The sequence below is a fragment of the Streptomyces sp. NPDC054770 genome (assembly GCF_053611985.1).
Map to the genome: position 1 here is coordinate 124276 of NZ_JBSHBL010000021.1, position 16518 is coordinate 140793.

General features: G+C 70.3%; 12 protein-coding genes and 1 tRNA gene. 4 read left to right on the forward strand and 9 right to left on the reverse strand.

Translation table 11 applies throughout. The features are described from left to right. Window positions 1-23: 23 nt before the first annotated feature. Window positions 24-4229, forward strand: a complete 4206-nt coding sequence (locus ACWGKQ_RS20580) for a trypsin-like peptidase domain-containing protein (protein WP_453293361.1) — start codon at window positions 24-26, stop codon at window positions 4227-4229. A gap of 39 nt (window positions 4230-4268) precedes the next feature. On the opposite strand, the gene ACWGKQ_RS20585 is transcribed toward ACWGKQ_RS20580, so the two are convergent. From ACWGKQ_RS20585 to ACWGKQ_RS20605, 5 genes are all read right to left on the reverse strand, one after another. Beyond that, window positions 4269-4952 carry a hypothetical protein gene (locus tag ACWGKQ_RS20585; RefSeq protein ID WP_453293362.1) on the reverse strand — a complete coding sequence of 228 codons (684 nt, stop codon included), beginning with the start codon at window positions 4950-4952 and terminating at the stop codon, window positions 4269-4271. A gap of 193 nt (window positions 4953-5145) precedes the next feature. After that, entirely contained in the window at window positions 5146-6579 is a 1434-nt protein-coding gene (locus ACWGKQ_RS20590; protein ID WP_453293363.1) for a GH1 family beta-glucosidase, read from the reverse strand. Between the two features lie 111 nt (window positions 6580-6690). Continuing rightward, window positions 6691-7590: a carbohydrate ABC transporter permease gene (locus ACWGKQ_RS20595; RefSeq protein WP_453293364.1), complete on the reverse strand. Its 900-nt coding sequence runs from the start codon at window positions 7588-7590 to the stop codon at window positions 6691-6693. Between the two features lie 10 nt (window positions 7591-7600). After that, a complete protein-coding gene (locus tag ACWGKQ_RS20600; RefSeq protein WP_453293376.1) occupies window positions 7601-8611 on the reverse strand; it encodes a carbohydrate ABC transporter permease in 1011 nt (336 codons plus the stop codon). 5 nt (window positions 8612-8616) lie between these two features. Beyond that, the gene (locus ACWGKQ_RS20605) at window positions 8617-9942 is read right to left on the reverse strand and encodes an ABC transporter substrate-binding protein (RefSeq protein ID WP_453293365.1); all 1326 of its coding nucleotides are present in this window, start codon (window positions 9940-9942) and stop codon (window positions 8617-8619) included. 352 nt (window positions 9943-10294) lie between these two features. Here ACWGKQ_RS20605 and ACWGKQ_RS20610 point away from each other — a divergent pair, with 352 nt between their 5' ends. Beyond that, entirely contained in the window at window positions 10295-11350 is a 1056-nt protein-coding gene (locus ACWGKQ_RS20610; protein WP_453293366.1) for a LacI family DNA-binding transcriptional regulator, read from the forward strand. Between the two features lie 94 nt (window positions 11351-11444). On the opposite strand, the gene ACWGKQ_RS20615 is transcribed toward ACWGKQ_RS20610, so the two are convergent. The 4 genes from ACWGKQ_RS20615 to ACWGKQ_RS20630 form a co-directional block, all read right to left on the reverse strand. Beyond that, window positions 11445-11517, reverse strand: a tRNA-His gene (locus ACWGKQ_RS20615). A 125-nt stretch (window positions 11518-11642) separates the two neighbouring features. Then, window positions 11643-12245 carry an oligoribonuclease gene (gene orn / locus ACWGKQ_RS20620; RefSeq protein ID WP_453293367.1) on the reverse strand — a complete coding sequence of 201 codons (603 nt, stop codon included), beginning with the start codon at window positions 12243-12245 and terminating at the stop codon, window positions 11643-11645. A gap of 627 nt (window positions 12246-12872) precedes the next feature. Then, window positions 12873-14045, reverse strand: a complete 1173-nt coding sequence (locus ACWGKQ_RS20625; RefSeq protein ID WP_453293368.1) for a helix-turn-helix domain-containing protein — start codon at window positions 14043-14045, stop codon at window positions 12873-12875. 377 nt (window positions 14046-14422) lie between these two features. Then, window positions 14423-14734 carry a hypothetical protein gene (locus ACWGKQ_RS20630; RefSeq protein ID WP_453293369.1) on the reverse strand — a complete coding sequence of 104 codons (312 nt, stop codon included), beginning with the start codon at window positions 14732-14734 and terminating at the stop codon, window positions 14423-14425. 352 nt (window positions 14735-15086) lie between these two features. On the opposite strand from ACWGKQ_RS20630, the gene ACWGKQ_RS20635 reads away from it, so the two are divergent. Continuing rightward, a complete protein-coding gene (locus ACWGKQ_RS20635; RefSeq protein ID WP_189261256.1) occupies window positions 15087-15614 on the forward strand; it encodes a universal stress protein in 528 nt (175 codons plus the stop codon). Window positions 15615-15768: 154 nt separating this feature from the next. Further along, a complete protein-coding gene (locus tag ACWGKQ_RS20640) occupies window positions 15769-16335 on the forward strand; it encodes a GPR1/FUN34/YaaH family transporter (protein ID WP_453293370.1) in 567 nt (188 codons plus the stop codon). Window positions 16336-16518 lie beyond the last annotated feature (183 nt).

The window sequence follows — 16518 nt, forward strand, 5'->3', positions numbered from 1 at the left end:
GGGGGCTGCGGGCGGAGCGGGTCGTGGCAATCCGCGTCGGGCTGCCCGACAAGCAGGGCCGCCGGGGCAGTGGATACCTTGTCGCGGCGCGCACGGTGCTGACGGCCGCGCATCTCGTCGAGGCCGTCGAGGGCGCAAAGGCCATCAAGGTGTACTTTCAGGCCGACCGGCCGGGAGAGCAGGTCGTCACGGCGACCGTGTGCTGGCGGCACGCAGGTATCGATGTCGCGGTCCTCACTCTGACCGACGAGGTACACCTGCCGGAGACCCCGCCCGTCTCGTACGGCCGAGTGGGAGAGCAGGACGCGGTACTGCGCTGTACCGCGGTGGGTTTCCCCCGTTTCAAACTGCGTACGGACGACGACGGTTCACGTTTCCGGGACGCGGAGCACGTGCACGCGACCTGCGCCGTACTCTCCAACCGCCGCGAAGGCACCCTCGACCTAGCTGTCGCCTCCCCTCCCGCCGACGACACCGATCCGGACCGCGACGCCTGGGAGGGCATGTCCGGCGCGGCCGTCTTCGCCAACGGGCACCTTGTCGCGGTCGTCACCCGGCACCACCCCACGGACGGTCCGGGGCGCATCGCGGCGGGCCGGGTCGACCGGTGGTCGGAGGGGCTGAATCCGTTAGAGACGGAAGAACTGGCGAAGCGTCTGGGCTGCTCTCTGGACCCCGAGGCGCTGTCCGACGCCATTCCCCCTACCGTGCCGGAGTGGACTCGGGAGGTCTACCGCGCCCACCTCGCCGGTATGGCGCCCGCTGAGCTGAAGGCCCGGGAAGCGGAGCTCGGCGAACTCGTCTCGTTCTGTGCCGGCCGCGATCCCTATCTGTGGGTCCAGGGGCCGCCCTGGGCCGGAAAGAGCGCGCTCGCCGCCTGGTTCGCCCTGCATCCGCCACAGGGCATCGTGCCGGTCTGGTTCTTCGTCACGGCAGGCTCCACCGATCAGTCGGACAGCTCCGTCTATACGGCGACGGTCATCGACCAGCTCGCCGCGATCGTCGGACGTGACCCGGCCGCCGTCGCCACCCCCACGGCCCGTGACGGAGCGCGCCGGCTGCTGCTGGAGGAGGCCGCGGAGCGCGTCGGACGGGGCGGTGGCACCTTGCTCCTCGTGGTGGACGGTCTCGACGAGGACCAGTCCTTGCGCAGCGGTGGCATCGGCACGAGCATCGCCTCCCTGCTGCCCGACCGGCCCCCGCCGAACGTGCGTGTCCTGGTCACCAGCCGTACCAGCCCGGGTCTCCCCGTCGACGTCAAAGGCAGCCACCCGCTGCGCCGTTGCCGCGAGCTGCGGCTGTCCGCCAACGAAGCCGCACAGCACGGTGAGCACGAGGCCAAGGGCGAGCTGCGCCGGGTGCTCACCGGAGACCGGCTGCCGCGTGACCTGGTCGGTCTGCTCGTCGCCGCCCGGGGACCTCTCACCACCGACGACCTCCGAGTCCTGACCGGCGAGCCCAACGATGCGCTACGAAGGCTGCTCGACAGTGCCTTCGGACGCACCGTGCGGGTACGCGATGCACACCACGGCGACGGCGCCGACGGCGAGGACGACCACAGTGACGACCTGAACCTGTACGTGTCCGGCGGTGGCTGCGTCTTCACCCACGAGACGCTGTTCGCCGCCGCCCAGGAGGAACTCGGGCCGGACGTGGTCCCGTACCTGGAAATGCTGCACGCCTGGGCCGAGCACTTCGCGGGCCGGGGCTGGCCGCCGGACACCCCGAACTATCTTCTCCAGCCCTATGGCCGCAGGCTCGCCCTGCTCCGTGACGCGGACCGTCTGCTCGCCCACGCCACTGACGTCCGCCGACGCGACCGGCTGCGCCGGGCGACGGGAAGCGACGCTGCGTTCCTCTCGGAGGTGGCGGCTGCCCGCACGACGGCGCGCGAGGACGATCTGCCGACACGGGTCGTACTCGCGGCCGTGGGGGACCTCGTCACCCGACGTAACAGGACACTCCATCCCGGTGTCCCGGCCGTCCTCGCTCGCCTCGGCCGGACCCGCGAGGCGATCGGGCTGGCCCGAAGCGTCCCCGACCGTCTCAGCCGCGCGCGGGCGCTGGCCGGAGTGGCAGAGGTACTGGCGGACCGGGACGACTCGCGTGCGGTGCGGTTGGCGGAGGAAGGGGCGGAACTGGCGACGGCGGTGGCGCGAACCGCAGCGGACCGAATTCCGGGATTTTCTTCGCGCCCCAGGGGAGCAGCCACGGCTGTCCTCGCGGTGCAGAGCGCTGCGGCGGGCGTGTTCGCGAGGCTGGGCAAGGAACACGAAGCCGTACGCCTGGCCTTCGGCTGGCCCTGGCGGTTCAAGGCCGCGCACAGCGAACTCGTCATGGCGCTGACCGCGACCGCTCGCCAGGTCCGTGTCCCCGCTCACGCAGACGAACTGTGCCGCATGGCCGAAGAGATCGCCGAGCGGTGCGAGTTCGATCCGGACCGCGTCCGCTCTCTGGTGACCGTCGGGCAGACATGGTCGGCCCTGGGTTCGCCCGACGAAGCCGACCGCCTCTACGACTCGGTGGTCCGCTGGGTCCGGCAGCACGGAATCGACCGGCCCCACGTCTTCGCGATCGCCGCCGAGGCGCTGCGGGAGGTGCGCCCAAGGGACGCGCAGCGACTGACCGGGGCAGTTCATGGGCCTGCGCACTACAGGCTGGGGATGGGGACCTATGACGACGTGTACGCATTCATTGCCGACAACCGACTGGAAGACGCCGAACGGCTCCTGAACTACGGGCCTTTGCCACAGAGCCCGGAGCGACGGCGCTCTCCTTGGTATCGGGGGTATCGGGAACGAGAGCGTTTTTCTCGGTTTACGGGTGTCTTCGCCGAAGAGCAGAAGGAACTACTGCTCGGTGATGCCTGGATCATGATTGCGCGGGCGTGGGCACGCGATGGCAGAGCGAAGGCGGCCTGGGAGGCTCTCGCCAAATCCCGTAGCAGGTCGGGCCTCAACAGAAGTGGACAGCAGGGTGTTGTCGAACTCCTGCTGAAGGCAGGTGAAGACGTCGTCGAGGAGCTGGAGTCGTTCCTGCTCGCCCGGCATGCCCTGGGCAATGGGATCGGCACCGACACCCTGGTGGAACTCGCCGCTCACTTCGCTGCCGGACAACCGGACCACGCACGATATCTGGTCGGCGAGGTGAACCGGCGACGCCAGGGAGACAGCTCCGGCCAGGCCGATCCCGCGAGTCTCGCTGTCCTTGCCGGAGCCTTGGCCGCGGTCGGTCGACTGGACGACGCGGAACGCGTTCTCGCCGTAATAGAGGACCGCGACGTATATGTCTGGGGCTGCGCCGTCGCGTCCCTGGCCGTGGCCGAACGCGACGAGGCCCGGGCACTCGGTCTGTGTGAGAAGGCAGCGGTACCCTCACCCCGGTCGTCCTACTACCCGTTGCCCGAAGGCATGGTGGCGGCTGTCGCCCAGGCAATGGCCCGCACAGAGATCGAGGGACGCACCGAGGACTTTCTCGGGCAGTGGCTCACGGCTGACGGTTGGCTGTCCGACTACCGTGACAGAGCCGCCGTCCAGGCGGCCGCGGGCCTGTGGCCGCACGCTCCGGAGGCGGCATGCCGGCTACTCGGCGAGGTGCGGCTCCGCAAGAGCACCGGGGACGCCGTGCGTGCCTCTCGGCTCCTCGTCGAGGTGGGTCCGGACGGGCGCGGCAGCCTCCCGCGGGTTGCGGAGGTTCTCGACGGCGGTGGGTCCCGGAGGCTGTTCCACGAGGGCGAGGATGCAGCCCTGCACGCTCTTCTGGAGGCAGAGAGCGACCCGGCGGCTGCACGACAGCGGCTCAATGACGCGCTGGTGAGGCAGCGCGGAGGTCTCACCGGCGGTGGACCGGGTGCCGTGTCGACCGTCGCCCTCGCCGCACTGGGAGATCCCGACGCGGCGGAGGAATGCGCCCGAAGCGCGATGGAGCATCAGGAGCGTGCTCTTCGTCTCCTCTGTCTGGCCGGCCACTTCGCCGGAATGCCAGGCGTCTCCATGGTCGTACCGCTCCTTGAATCCCCCCGGTACTCCCTGCCGGTCTCCACACGCCTCGCTGTCTGTCTCGTCCCGGCTGCTCCCGCCCCCGACCTCCCCCGAGCGCGTGTTCTCCTCGCCGAAGCGCTCGCCCTGGGAGCCTGGGTGCGTGCCCTCCCGGTCCTCGCGGTCCTCGACCCTGCGGCCGTCCTTCGGGTACGGGACGTGGTCGTCGCTCATCTCGGACCGGCCGGCTGAGGAGCCCGGCGGCCGCGCGTTCTTCGGGTGGCTGCCGGATCAGAAGCCGCCGGGTCCGCCCGGCCCCCCGAAGCCCCCGAACCCGCCGGGTCCGCCCAGCGGCGGGCCGGGGTGGTGGAAGCCGTCGAAGAGGGCGTCCGCGAGGAGCATGCCGCCGATGCCTGCCGCGCCTGCGACCAGGGCCGTCTTCCACCAGGGGGTGCTGTACCAGCCGCCCGGGACGGTGCGGCCGGCCACCACCCCGCCGGGGTAGTAGTAGGGGTTCCCCGCGCCCGGGCGGTCCGAGGACGTGTACGTCTGGCCGCCCACCGTCACCTGCCGGCCCGCCGCGGCCCCGCCCGTCGGAGGCAGGGCCGGGCCCGGGTCGAGGCCCAGGGCGGTGCGGGCCGACCGTACGTAGTGCAGGCCCTCGACGGCGGTCTGGGTGACCAGGGCGTACTGCGCCGGGGTGTACGCCGTCGCCAGCTGGGCCTGGGCCGCGCGGTGGCGTTCCGTCGCGTCCGCCAGGGCCTGGCGGGCCGCCCGGTCGTCGCCCGCGGCCAGCGTCGCGATGCCACCGCCGAGCCGGTCCACCCAGCGGGTGGCCTCCGCCCCGGCGTCCGCGGTGAGGTCCTGCTGTGCCACCTGCCCGGCGCCGGCCGCGGCCTGCTGCCGGTTCCGGCCGACGAGGGCCACCACTGAGCCGATGACCAGCGCCAGCAGCACCAGCACGATGAATCCCATGACGCCCTCCGGTGTCCACGTCCACGAGGACCGCTCGGTCACCTCGTACCACCCATGAGACGCCGGGGAGTTGAGAGACCGCTTGCCGAAGGCTGAGCGGTCCCTGTGAGGCGAGGGCGCCACTCCGCGCCCCAAAGGGGCGCGGGGAACTGCGCGACCAGCCACGACGGCGCCGCGGCCGAGCAGCGGCGTGTCAGGCCGCGGCCGACCTCGCCGGCGGCAGCGTGCCCGTGCGGGCCGCCTCCGCGTACCAGCGGGCGCTCGCCTTCGGGGTCCGGGCGAGGGTCGCGTAGTCGACGTACACCGCACCGAACCGCTTCCCGTAGCCGTACGCCCACTCGAAGTTGTCCATCAGGGACCACAGGTAGTAGCCGCGCACGTCCGCGCCGTCGGTGATGGCGCGGCGCACCGCCGAGAGGTGGCCGTGCAGGTAGGCGATGCGCTCCGGGTCGTGGACGTTGCCGTCCGGGTCCGGCTTGTCGTCGTAGGCCGCGCCGTTCTCGGTGATGTAGAGGGGCAGGCCCGGGGCCTCGGCGGTGTACCGCATGATCAGGTCGTGCAGGCCCGTCGGGTCGATCGTCCAGCCCATCTCCGTGCGCTCGCCCGGCGTCTGGTGGAAGGCGACGTCGTCGGCGCCCGGCCAGGGGGAGTGGGCGCTGGCGCCGTGGCCGTCCGCCCGGGCGCCGGCCGCCGTGCCGGACGCGGCCGACACCAGCGCGGGCGTGTAGTAGTTCAGACCGAGGGCGTCCAACGGCTGGTGGATGGCGGCGAGGTCGCCGTCCCGGACGTACGACCAGTCCGTCACCGACGCCGTCGCCGCGAACAGCGACCGGGGGTAGGAGCCGTGCAGGATCGGGCCGTGGAACACCCCGTTGGCCAGGTCGTCGATCTTCTGGACCGCCACCAGGTCCGCCGGGTCCTGCGACAGCGGCCGTACCACCGAGGAGTTGAGGCTGATCGCGACCTGGTTGCGGGCCGGCATCACCGAGCGCAGCGCCGAAGTGGCCAGGCCGTGCGCGAGGTTGAGGTGGTGCGCGGCGCGCAGGGTGGCCGCCGGGTCGGTACGGCCGGGCGCGTGCACCCCGGAGCCGTAGCCCAGGAAGGCGCTGCACCACGGCTCGTTGAGGGTGATCCACTGCTCCACCCGGTCGCCGAGCGCCTCGCCGACGATCTGCGCGTACTCGGCGAACCGGTACGCCGTGTCCCGCTCCGGCCAGCCGCCCGCGTCCTCCAGCTCCTGCGGCAGGTCCCAGTGGTAGAGGGTGACGGCGGGCTTGATGCCCTTCGCCAGCAGTTCGTCCACCAGACGGCGGTAGAAGTCGAGACCGACCTGGACCGCCGGGCCGCGGCCGGTCGGCTGGACGCGCGACCAGGAGACCGAGAACCGGTAGCCGTTCAGGCCGAGGTCCGCCATCAGGGCCACGTCGTCGCGGTAGCGGTGGTAGTGGTCGACAGCGATGTCACCGGTCTCGCCGCCGGCCGTCTTGCCCGGCGTATGACTGAAGGTGTCCCAGATCGAGGGGGTGCGGCCGTCCTCCCGCACCGCCCCCTCGATCTGGTACGCGGAGGTCGCGGCGCCCCAGAGGAAGGCGGGAGGAAAGGTCACGGAGGTCATGGGTTCAGGCATGGAAGCGCTCCCATAGGAGGTCGTGGAGACCGACGGGTGAGTCGGGTGGGTGAGGAGGGCGAAGGGAGGGGGCCGGGACGGCGGTGACCCGGCCCCCCGTCTTGACGGCGGTCAGCCCTTCACGGCGCCCTGCATGATGCCGCCCACGATCTGCTTGCCGAAGATCGCGAAGACGAGCAGCAGCGGGAGGGTGCCGAGCAGCGCGCCGGCCATGATCAGGGACTGGTCCGGGGTGTAGCCGCGGCCCAGGCCGGCCAGGGCGACCTGCACGGTCGGGTTGCCGGTCTGGGTGAGGACCAGGAACGGCCACAGGAAGTCGTTCCAGGCCTGTACGAACATCAGCATGCCGAGCACCGCCATGGCCGGGCGGGCCGCGGGGAACACGATGTGCCACACCACCCGCCAGCTGCTCGCACCGTCCACCCGGGCCGCCTCGATCAGCTCGTCCGGCAGCGCCTGGAGCAGGTACTGCCGCATGAAGAACACGCCGAACGCGCTCACCAGGGACGGGAAGATGACCGCCTGGAGCTGGTCCGCCCAGTTCAGCTTGGCGACCATCATGTACAGCGGGATGATGCTCAGCTGCGGCGGCACCATCATCGTGCCGATCACCGTCAGCATCAGGATGTTGCGGCCCCTGAAGCGCAGCTTGGCGAAGGCGAACCCGGCGATCGTGGAGAGCACGACGATGGTGATCGCCGAGATGCCCGCCACGATCGTGGTGTTGAGGAAGGCCTGCCCGAGGTTGGCCTCGTTCCACGCCACGTCCAGGTTGTGGAAGAGGTTCCCGCCGAACCAGAACGGGGGCGGGGTCTCGGCCAGCCGGTTGTTGTTCCGGGACGCGGCGATCGCCGTCCACACCAGCGGGAACAGCGAGCCGATGGAGAAGAGGGCGAGGACCGTGTAGGCGATCGGGCCCGCGTGCATGGTGCCGCCGGCGCGCGCCGACTTCGAGCGCCGGGCCCGCTTGGGCTCGACCGCCTCGGAGGGTTTGGTCAGGGTCGTCGTCACGGCCGGTCTCCTAACTACTGGCGCGCAGCCGGCGCGAGATGACGTAGTTGACGATCCCGATCACGATGAGGATCAGGAACATCGTCCAGGCGATGGCGGAGGCCCGGCCCAGGTGCTGGTTCACCCAGCCCTGCTCGTACAGGTACAGGCCGAGCGTCTGGAACTGGTGCTCCGCACCGCCCGACGCGCCCTTGTTGGCGTCGAAGATCAGCGGCTCACCGAACAGCTGGCTCGCGCCGATGGTCGACACCACGCAGGTGAACAGGATCGTCGGGCGCAGCTGCGGCAGCGTGACGTGGATGAACTGCCGCCAGCGCGAGGCGCCGTCCAGGGCCGCCGACTCGTACAGGTCCTGCGGGATCGCCTGCATCGCCGCCAGGTAGATCAGCGCGTTGTAGCCGGTCCAGCGCCAGATCACGATCGTCGACACGGCTATCTGCGAGGGCCACTTGTCGTTCTGCCAGTCGATGTGACCGACACCGACGAAGTGCAGCGCCCAGTTGATCATCCCGTAGTCACGGCCGAAGAGCAGCACGAAGACGAGGGAGGCGGCCGCGATCGACGTCGCGTACGGCGCCAGCATCACGACCCGGTAGAAGGTCGAGGCGCGCAGCCGGTAGTTGAGGATGTGGGCGAGCCCCATCGCCATCAGCAGCTGCGGGACCGTCGAGATGATCCCGATGGTCAGGGTGTTCTTCGCCGCGTTCCAGAAGAAGTCGTCGCCGAAGATCCGGGTGTAGTTGTGCAGCCCCGCCCACTGCATGTCGGTGGGCGCGGTCAGCTCCACCGTGTGCAGCGAGGCCCAGCCCGTGTAGATGAGCGGGAAGAGCCCGAAGGCGAGGAAGAGCACGAAGAACGGCGAGATGAACCCGTACGGGCTCCACTTGATGTCCCGCTGCCAGCGGCGCGAGAGACGGGCGCGGCGCCGCCGCTCCGCCTCCGTGGGAGCGGCGGGCGGGCGGACCGGGGCCGCGCCCCCCTCCTGCGCGAGGGGGGCGGCGGTGTCGTGCCGGGTGGCCATGCCGGTCACTTGTCCAGACTGTTGTCGATGGTCTTGGTGGCCGTCGCCCAGGCCTCCGCGGGCGTCTTGCCCTTGGTGACGAGGATGACGCCGTTGTTGGCCAGACCGTCCTGGATGATCTGGTCCTTCGGGCCGATGACCTGCACCGGGCTGTTCTTGGCGGCCTCGGCGAAGATCGTGCCGATCGGGGCGTCACCGGTCATGTCGTTCTTGGCGCCGGTCACCGCCGCCGAGGTGTACGTCGACGGCGCGCTCGGGAAGGAGCCCTGCACGCTGAAGAGCTTGGCCTGCTGTTCGGGTGCGGTCAGCCAGGCGACCAGCTTCTCGGCCTCGGCGACGTTCTTGCCGCTCTTGGGCACGGTCAGGAAGGAACCGCCCCAGTTGCCGGCCTGCGGCGCCTGGGCCACGTCCCACTTGCCGGCCGCGTCCGCCTTCGACTGGCCCTTGATGTAGCCGAGCATCCACGGCGGGCAGGAGATCGCCGCGAACTTGTTGTTGGCGATCGTGCTGTTCCAGGACGGCTGGAACTGGGTCTGCGCCTGGACCAGCCCCTCCTGCGCGGCCTTCGCGGTCGTGTCGAACGCGGTCTTCACGGCCGGGTTCGTCTTGTAGATGATCTTGCCGGAGGAGTCGTAGAACTTGGTGCTCTCACTGGACAGGATCGCGTTCAGCAGGCCACCGGGGGAGTCCATGAAGGTGGTCCCGGAGGGCGCCTTCTTCTTGTAGTTCTCGCCGACCTGGAGGAACTTGTCCCAGCTGCCCGCCCACAGCTTGCTCACCGCGTCGCGGTCGGTGGGCAGGCCGGCCTTCTTGAAGAGGTCCGTGCGGTAGCAGATGCCGAGCGGACCGACGTCGGTGCCGAGTCCGATGGTCTGGCCGCCGCTGGTGGTGGCCTGCTTCCACTTCCAGTCCAGCCAGTTGCTCTCCGAGACGCCGTTGACCTTGGACAGGTCCTCCAGCTTGTCCGCGAACGTGCTGGTGACCTCGGCGATGTTGCTGACCTCGACGGCCTGGATGTCCATCAGGCCGCTGTTGGTGGTCAGGTGGTTGACCAGCGCCGGGTAGTAGTTCGCGTTCTGCTCGACCGAGGTGTCCTTGATGACGATGTTCGGGTGGAGCTTCTCGTACTCCTTGTAGAGCCCGGCCTCCTTGAAGCCGAAGGTGCCGAACAGGCCGAGCGTGATCGTCGTCTTGCCCTTGCCGCCGCCGCTGGTGCCGTCGCTGCTGCCACCGCTGTCGTCGGCGCAGCCGGCCAGCAGCGTTCCTCCGAGTGCCAAGACGGCCGCCAGGACCACCGCCTTGTGCGAGGCGGTTCGGGTACGTGCTCGCATTACGTCCTCCTGTTGCCCTGACGTGCCGACCCCCCGGCCAACTGCATGGTTGGGCCCGTTAGTTCTCGCTGCGGCTCGGGCGGGGAACGTGCGGGATGTGTATGTGTCAGGTACTGTGGGAGCGCTCCCACCAGTGATGTGTTGAAGAGTCGTCGGTTCGGAGCGGGGTGTCAAGGGAGTGGGCGCGGCGAACCGCGTTCAGTTATCCGGCTGTTAGCTAACTCCGCTCGGCGCCGTGAAAATCGTATATGTCATGACAAAATGACCGAGGTGATGGCTCGGGTCATGGCGGCGGGCGGCACTGTTAGATTCCAGGCCAGCGAGTTGTACGTCGGCGAGGAGGGCGGAGCCCATGGCAAGCCACGGAGCGCGGGGGCGTAGCGGTGGTCGGCCCACTCTCGAAGAGGTGGCCGCCCGGGCCGGGGTGGGGCGCGGCACCGTCTCCCGGGTGATCAACGGTTCGCCGCGGGTCAGCGACGCCACCCGGGCCGCCGTCGAGGCCGCCGTCGCGGAGCTCGGTTACGTCCCGAACACGGCGGCCCGCGCCCTCGCCGCCAACCGCACCGACGCCATCGCCCTGGTGGTCCCCGAGCCGGAGACCCGGTTCTTCGCGGAGCCGTACTTCTCGGACATGCTGCGCGGTGTCGGCGCCGAACTCTCCGACACCGAGATGCAGTTGCTGCTGATCTTCGCGGGCAGCGACCGGGAGCGGCAGCGGCTCGCCCAGTACCTGGCCGCGCACCGTGTCGACGGCGTCCTGCTGGTCTCCGTGCACGCCGACGACCCGCTGCCGGACCTCCTCGCCCAGCTGGAGATCCCCGCGGTGATCAGCGGCCCGCGCTCGGCCGCCGAGACACTGACGTCCGTCGACTCCGACAACTACGGCGGCGGCCGGGCGGCCGTCGAGCACCTGCTGGCCGGCGGCCGCCGGACGATCGCGCACATCACCGGCCGCCTGGACGTGTACGGCGCCCAGCGCCGCGTCGACGGCTACCGCGACGCCCTGCGCGACGCCGGGCACCAGGTGGACGAACTCCTCATCGAGCCGGGCGACTTCACCGAGGAGGGCGGCCGGCGGGCGATGTCCGTGCTGCTGGACCGGCACCCCGCCCTCGACGCCGTCTTCGCCGGCTCGGACGTGACGGCGGCGGGCGCCCGCCAGGTGCTGCGCGAGGCGGGCCGCCGGATCCCCGACGACGTGGCGCTGGTCGGGTACGACGACTCGGCCATCGCCCGCCACATGGACCCGCCGCTCACCAGCGTCCGCCAGCCCATAGTGGAGATGGGCCGCGCGATGATCGACCTCCTCCTCGCGGAGATCGCCGACCGCCGCCCGGCCGTGTCCCGGGGGCTGGAGCGGCGGCATGCGGTACTGCCGGCGGAACTGGTGGTGCGGGCCTCGTCCTGAGCCGCGTGGCCCGGCCTTCGGCCGGGCTCCGGGCCGGGCTCCGGAAAGCATCAAGGGCTGGTCTGCTTTCGCAGACCAGCCCTTGGTTGTTCAGGGTGAGTGACGGGACTCGAACCCGCGACATCCTGGACCACAACCAGGTGCTCTACCAGCTGAGCTACACCCACCACGACCGGCGGTGACTTTGTGGTTTCTCCGACCGGCCGAGAAAAAGTGTACAGGGTCCGAAGGGGTGCTCGCGCACGGCTTTCCCGGAGCCCCTCCGCGGACTTCCCGGACACCTTCCGGACGGCTATTCCGCAGGCAGGACGTGCTTGGCCGCGATCGTCCGCGCGGTGTCCGAGTCCGGGCCGGGCTGCGGTACGAAGATGGCCTCGCGGTAGTAGCGCAGTTCGGCGATCGACTCGCGGATGTCGGCGAGGGCGCGGTGGTTGCCGTTCTTCTCCGGGCTGTTGAAGTACGCCCGCGGATACCAGCGCCGGGCCAGCTCCTTGACGCTGGACACGTCCACGATCCGGTAGTGGAGGTATCCCTCCAGGTCCGGCATGTCCCGGGAGAGGAAGCCGCGGTCGGTGCCGACGGAGTTGCCGCACAGCGGGGCCTTGCCGGGTTCCTTCACGTGTTCCCGTACGTAGGCCAGGACCTGCTCCTCGGCCTCGGCGAGCGTCGTGCCGCCGGCCAGCTCGTCGAGCAGGCCGGACGAGGTGTGCATCTGCCGCACCACCTCCGGCATCGTCTCCAGTGCCTTGGCCGGCGGACGGATGACGATGTCCACGCCCTCGCCGAGCACGTTCAGCTCGGAGTCGGTGACCAGCGCGGCCACCTCGATGAGCGCGTCGTCGGACAGCGAGAGGCCGGTCATCTCGCAGTCGATCCACACCATGCGATCGTTCATGCGACCACCCTAAAGCTGGCGTCGCCGTTTGGGTGCCCCGGGTGCAGCGCCGACATCTCGGGGGCTGCCGCCCCCGTACCCCCGCATCATCGGCCTACGGCCTCGCCCTCAAACGCCGGACGGGCTGAGGGGGCGGCTGGGCACCGTCGTCGTCGGATGCCGGGCGATCGGAGGGCGGCCGCTGAGCACCTCCGCTTCGGAGCGCCGGACGCCCGGAAGCGGAGACTGAGAGCGGTGGCCGGGCGCCGTCGTGGGCCTCGCCGCTCGTCTTGGCGACTTGGGTGGCGGGTGGCCAGAAGGTGTGGCTGCGTACGCCCTCGTCTTCGGCTTCGCCGCTGGCCCTACCGAGTCGGGTGGGGGTGGAGGGCGGTGGCTGGGCGCTGTCTTCGGCCTTGCCACTCGTCTTACCGGGGCGGTCGGAGGTGCGGTGGCTGGGCACCGTCGTCGACCTTGCCCTTGTCCTGCCGAGTGAGGTGGCGGGTCGGTGGAGTGGGCAGCTGAGTGTTGTCGTTCTTGGGCCCGCCCCTTGTCCTTTTTTGGCCTCGCCGTTTGTCCTACCGAGTCGGGTGGTGGATGGGCAGGGGCCAGCCCTTGCCCACCCGAGGGTGTCGGGTGGGCAAGGGTGGGTCAGCTGCCTGTGCGGGGGCCCGGGAGGCTGGGTGAGAGGCCTACCGCTGCTGTCCTGCGGGTCTGCATCGGCAGTACGCCCTCGGGGTACGGGACCGCGAGCGGGCCCGACGGCGGCAGCGGTGCCGGTTCAGGCGCGTCGGCCCGTTCGGCCTGTGGCCGCCTCGCCCGGTACGCCGCCCGGTACGCCGCCGGGGACGAACCCAGCTGGCGCCGGAAGTGACCGCGCAGCGCGACGGGGGAGCGGAAGCCGCAACGGCCCGCCACCTCGTCCACCGAGTAGTCCGACGTTTCCAGGAGACGCTGTGCCTGCAGCACCCGCTGCGTGATCAGCCACTGGAGCGGGGCCGATCCCGTCAGTGAGCGGAAGCGGCGGTCGAAGGTGCGGCGGCTCATGTACGCGCGAGCCGCCAGCGTCTCCACGTCGAACTGCTCGTGGAGGTGCTCCAGCGCCCAGGCGACGACCTCGGCGAGCGGGTCGGCGCCGATCTCCTCTGGTAAAGATCGATCGAGGTAGCGCTCCTGACCGCCCGAGCGGCGCGGCGGGACCACCAGGCGGCGGGCCAGCGCACCGGCCGCCTCGTTGCCGTGGTCCGTCCGCACGATGTGGAGACAGAGATCGATTCCGGCCGCCGTACCGGCCGAGGTGAGGACGTCACCGTCGTCCACGAAGAGCTCTCGCGGGTCGACGTGCACCGACGGATAGCGCTTGGCCAGCGTCGGCGCGTACATCCAGTGGGTGGTGGCCGGGCGGCCGTCCAGCAGACCTGCGGCGGCCAGCACGAACGCGCCCGTGCACAGCCCGACGATGCGGGCCCCTTCTTCGTGGGCGCGGCGCAGCGCGTCCAGCGCTTCTTCGGGCGGCGGCGCGGTGATCGAACGCCAGGCCGGTACGACGACCGTGCCGGCGCGTGAGATCGCTTCCAGGCCATGCGGCGCGGTGAGTTCCAGGCCCCCTGTGGTCCGCAGCGGGCCTTCCTCGCCACCGCACACCAGCAGTCGGTAGCGCGGCACGCCGGCGTCCTGGCGGTCTATCCCGAACACCGACAGTGGTATGGAACTCTCGAAGATGGGGCCGCCGCTGAACAGCAGCACCGCGACGATCTCCTTGCGGCGTCGCCCGGAGAGTTTCCGGGCCGCGGCTTCCGGCGCGGCAGTGGAGTCGTGGCTCATCCTGCTAAGCCCCCCTCGGTGGTCGCGGCTCCTCGGTTGTGTCGCTCCTGCACGTTTCCCCTTGGTCCTGCACGAGTCCCCCGCCATAAGACGTCAAGATCGAATCTACTGGTTTCCGCGGTGTCACGGTGACCAGTTCGACACGCCGCCGATTGTCGACATGACAACTTGGCGTGAAGCATTCGATCACGAAGGGTTGCACTCACAGGCCGTGCAGGGAAGTGCGCCTCGTCGCAGTGGCCAAACAGCGTAGGGTGCGGAGGGTCCTGCGGACCCTTTCCGTGCAGGTGGAACGGGGGTTGGGGGGTGGTTGGTGCCTCTCTTGCACAGGTCCGGGAAGTTGGCTGAAAAGAAGCGTTCGTGTGCGCGGAAACCGGTCAGTCGACCGGTGTACTGCTCCGGGTGTGACGTCCGCCTCCCCGGGGCGTCGTAGCGCGCTCCGAGCGGCGCAGCAGGAAGCGGCAGGCGGCGGTGACGGCGGCGAGGCCGAGGGCGGTGCCGACCGCGCCGCCCGGCGAGGTGCCGTACCAGAGGAGCACCACGGGAACGAGGACGCAGGAGAACACGGCCCAGCGAACCACGTCGCCGGCGGTGTCCGGAGCGGGGTGCCGGGCGGGGCGCCGGGCGGCGTGCGGGTCGGTGTGCCGGGCGGGGCGCGGAGCGGGGGTGGTGGGGCGCGGTCCGGACATGGTCGTACTCCCTCGTCGTACTCCCTTGTGCTCCCTTGTGACGCACTCGTACCGGGATCAACGCGTGTTCGGGCGGTCGGTCACCGTGCGTGGAGCTCCGGCCTGTCCGAATCCTGTGCAAACCGCCTGTACGGGGCAGCAACCATTGCGTTACGGGCGCGGCTCGTGCATGCTCCCTGGAACCCCTAACCGACTCCGGGGAAGGTCCCCTACGGAGAGTGTGCGGGATCTGGGCTGAGGAGGCGTGCCGCCGTACCCTTGGGGGTATGGGGTTGGGAAGATGTTTCCCGGACACAGCTCCGCCGCAACACTGCCGTCCCTCCCACACAAGGATCACAACGCCGAGACAGCCATGGCCGGTCACGAATTCTTCGATCCAGCGGACCGCAAGCGGCCGGTCGCCGACCCCACGGCGGCCGATGCGCAGGCGGCGGAAGAGGCACGCCCTTCCTGCGATCCCGCCTTCAAGCACGGGGTGGTCGTCGGCTTCGACGGCTCCACCTCAAGTGAGCGCGCCCTCGCCTATGCGATCGGGATGGCGCACCGCTCCCGCGCGGGGCTGATCATCGTCCACGTCGCCAACCGACTGCCCACCACCGTGTGGGCCGGCTGCGAGCCACCCGTCTTCGTCGACGTGCCGGACCACCGCACCGAGGTGCTCGGGCTCGAACTCGCCTGTGCCGAGTACCTGGCCGAAGTGCCCTGGATCCTCGTCGAGCGCGGCGGTGACATCTGCCATGAACTCGAAGAGGTGGGGCGGGAGTACGAGGCCGACGCGATCGTCGTGGGGTCGACCCAGGGGATCGTGGGGCGGATTTTCGGCTCCGTCGCGGGCAGACTCGCCAAGCGGGCCAGGCGGCCCGTCGTTGTCATTCCGTAACTCCCCGTTCTCCCAGGTGAGATGTGCCGTGGGAACGGTCCGGCTCTCTTTGTGCCGTGCGTAAATCTACTCGTGCGTAGAGGTGTTTGTGCCCTTGTGAAGGGCATATATCGGTCACCGCGCACAACTGCACAGAGCATGAAGGGAGCCCGCCGTGGACAACGACGTCTCTGCGGGAAGCGGAACCACTACCGTGGCCGGCCGACTCGCCCTGGGAATCACCCTGTTGGCGTTCGGCCTCGGCACCACCGGCGTCATCGACAACGTCACCACGTCTGACGCCGTGTCAATCGCCCACTACGTGGGCGGAGTCGCCCTCTTCCTCGTCGGCCTGCTGGCCTTCCGTGACCGTGACACCGTGAACGGCACGGGCTATGTGGCCCTCGGCGCCCTCTGGTTCACCTGGGCCGCCTCCTCTGGCGGTCACACCTCGGCCAACGGAGCCGGGCTCTTCCTGCTCCTGTTCGCCCTCGTGGCCCTGTCGTTGACCCTCGCGGGCGGCGACCAGCTCGGACAGGCCGTGCACGGGCTGCTGTTCCTGGCGATGCTGGTGCTCGCCGTCGCGCAGTTCGCCGACAGCTCGTCACTGACCAAGGCCGGCGGCTGGGTTGCGGTGGCGGCGGGGGCGGTGGCCTGGTACGCCGCGACGGCTGCGCTGGCGCACTGGCCGACGGTGCTTCCGGGGCGGGCTGCCGGTCGGGGGGTGACGGCCCACGGCTGATATGGCAGCCGGCGCCGGGGAGTTGGGCGTCCCCGGCGATCCAATGAGCGGACCCCCCCCCGTGGCTTGTGGCACACGTGGGGGTCCGTTCGGTTGTGTGGCCGTGCGGGCCGGTGGGGGCTTGTCGCGCAGTTCCCCGCGCCCCCAAAAGAAAGGGCGCTGGAGCGAGCGCCCCTTTAGGGG